At 40.5% G+C, this 2,341-nt stretch carries 3 protein-coding genes; all 3 read left to right on the top strand.

The window, feature by feature from the left end:
• The first annotated feature begins 142 nt into the window (after positions 1 to 142).
• The 3 genes from H0248_RS20515 to H0248_RS20505 all read left to right on the top strand — a co-directional run bounded on the left by H0248_RS20515 (position 143) and on the right by H0248_RS20505 (position 2,274).
• Positions 143 to 1,135 carry an HNH endonuclease gene (locus tag H0248_RS20515; protein WP_180787297.1) on the top strand — a complete coding sequence of 331 codons (993 nt, stop codon included), beginning with the start codon at positions 143 to 145 and terminating at the stop codon, positions 1,133 to 1,135.
• Between the two features lie 2 nt (positions 1,136 to 1,137).
• Positions 1,138 to 1,656 carry an SMI1/KNR4 family protein gene (locus tag H0248_RS20510; protein WP_039278540.1) on the top strand — a complete coding sequence of 173 codons (519 nt, stop codon included), beginning with the start codon at positions 1,138 to 1,140 and terminating at the stop codon, positions 1,654 to 1,656.
• A 93-nt stretch (positions 1,657 to 1,749) separates the two neighbouring features.
• Complete coding sequence (locus H0248_RS20505) at positions 1,750 to 2,274, top strand: SMI1/KNR4 family protein (RefSeq protein ID WP_180787296.1); 525 nt, start codon at positions 1,750 to 1,752, stop codon at positions 2,272 to 2,274.
• The last annotated feature ends 67 nt before the right edge of the window (positions 2,275 to 2,341 follow it).

Genomic DNA, 2,341 nt, shown 5'->3' with positions numbered 1-2,341 from the left:
GGATACGACGCGGAAGGAAGATGAGCGTCTGGAAGCACTGTTTACCGACGTCAGCGAAGACCAGGGTGTTGATGCACTTATGAACAGCCATCCAAATTACTGGTTTCCGGAATGAATCGGGTGAAAAGTCAAGGAGAATACTATGGCGAATATTAGAGAGCGAAGTAATAGTCCGGAAATTGAGGCAGATCGCAAAAAAATCGCTGATATGGAATCTCAATATAACGAACTTATTGTAGACGGAGGTTTAGCTGCAGCAGGTGCCGCACCTCCGCCTTTTGGCACAGCAGCAGATGTGGTTTCGCTGGGGCGTTCTCTTTTTAAAGGTGACTGGGGCGGTGCAGCATTGGATGCATTAGGATTTATTCCGATCCTCGGTGACGGTGCAAAAGCAGGGAAAATAGCGGCTAAAGTTGAAAAGGTAACCGAGGCTTTATCGAAGGCCAAAGCGGCGCTAAATACGAAAGTATTTGCAACAACGCGCGAAAATGCAAAAAAGTACTGGAAAGAGCTGATAGCAAAGAGAAAACAGGAAAAACTGGATAAAGAAATAGGTAAATGTAAAACGGAAGAATGCAAAAAACTGGCGCGTGAAAAATTTGAAAATGATAAATCCATGGATGTTGGTCGATTACCTTCGTCCGAAAAAGGTAAATGGGTAGATAAGGATGGTAACCCCTGTCCACCAGGTACAGGGTTTTATAAACCTGACGAACAAAAGAACCCCAGCTTATATGCAGCGCTTAAAGATCATGGCAAGCATGAGCAAGGTATTCCATTCAAGGATGGTCATCCCGATTTTTCCGATTTCCCTCCCTTAAAAGATGTTAAGCCAATAGGTGATGGAGGAAAACCCTATCAGGTCGAAATTGATATGAGGGGTAAGCTGGCGAAGGATTTGGGAGAAGATGATGATTTCACTAAGTCCTACGATGCCTTTGAGAAAAAATATGGTAGAGAGGTAACTCCAGATGAGGATCGCTTTGGAGTATGGCACCATGAGCCAGATGGTGTAACAATGTCATTTGTTGATAAGCGGGTGCATCATGCTTACAGAGTGAAAGAAACGGGAGAGTCTAATTCGGGAACTGCCCATTCGGGCGGTAATTCAATGTGGGGCGATACGGATTTTTAATTATGGAAATAGTTGAAAAAGATTTTTCGGGTTGGAGAATGAGTGCTTCAAGCTTCGACTTAGATAAGGTAAAGGGAGCAATAAACGTTATCGAAAATGTGTTAATGGTTAGGTTGCCTATTGAATTTAATAGTTATTTAAAATCAACAAATGATGAAGCCATTGCACCTATTAGAAAAAAAGAATATTGCCTTGCTAAGTATGATTACGGGGCTAGACCTATACGTGTATCTGTTTTATTTCCATCAGAACAAGTAGTTGAGTACACGAAACTGTCCCAGGAATCCATTTATGATGAAAGGCACTTGTTACCTAATGGCCTGATAGTTATCGGCTCAAACTATGATGGTGATTCTGATTCCTGTATCGTCTACGACGTTAGACCTAACTCACCAACATACTTACATGTTTTTAACTGGCGATATTATGTTGACAATTTAGTTGTGGGGGAAGGTTTGGGGCTGTTGGCTCACTCATTGAAGGAGTTTCTTAATACGCCAACAGCGGCAAATGAGTTGTAATCTGTATTCAATAGGCCACGAATACAGATAAATAGCGTCACTCGGGGACTGTAAATTGAGGGACATTCAATGTGGCGTAGCGGAGATTTTCAAATGACTATTGAAAAATCTGATCTTGATAACTGGGATATGGATGAACCCGATTTTACTCCAGATGTGAATAGAGTAAATGCATCTATAGCGTTTATTCAAAACGAGTTGGGGGTAGTGCTTTCTAACGAAATGCAAGAGCTGATGTTTTTAACAAATGATAAGCCTATTGGTCCGGTAGATGATATTGATAGTGTTTTGGCAAAATACAACGATGGAAGCAGAATTATCGGCATAGATATTATTTACAGTAGTAATTCCATTTTAGAATATACAAGGCTATCTCAGGAGTCTATTTACGAATCCCGTTCATTATTGCCCAATGGATTAATAGTTATTGGTTCTAGTTATGATGGAGCATCAGACTCCAGTATTATTTATGACATTAGGAATAGTTCACCAACCTATCAACACATTTTTAATTGGCGATATTATGTCGATAATCTGGTTGTAGGTGAAGGGTTAGGGCTTATTGCTCGTTCATTGAAAGAATTCTTAAGTATGCCAACATCGGAAGATGAGTTGTAATTTATACTCATGGCTCATCAATACAGGATGTTAAGGTTGGTCAGAATATGTATTCTGAACATAAGGC

Origin of the sequence: Pectobacterium brasiliense, from assembly GCF_013449685.1 — a bacterium.
Lineage (GTDB): Bacteria > Pseudomonadota > Gammaproteobacteria > Enterobacterales > Enterobacteriaceae > Pectobacterium > Pectobacterium brasiliense_A.
The sequence above is the reverse complement of the archived record's forward strand: the minus strand, read 5'-3'. Positions and strand labels throughout refer to the sequence as shown.

What these genes read in the sequence shown, in the direction of transcription:
- H0248_RS20505 (WP_180787296.1), top strand. Translation starts at nt 1,750, where the DNA reads ATGACTATTGAAAAATCTGATCTTGATAACTGGGATATGGATGAACCC.
- H0248_RS20510 (WP_039278540.1), top strand. Translation starts at nt 1,138, where the DNA reads ATGGAAATAGTTGAAAAAGATTTTTCGGGTTGGAGAATGAGTGCTTCA.
- H0248_RS20515 (WP_180787297.1), top strand. Translation starts at nt 143, where the DNA reads ATGGCGAATATTAGAGAGCGAAGTAATAGTCCGGAAATTGAGGCAGAT.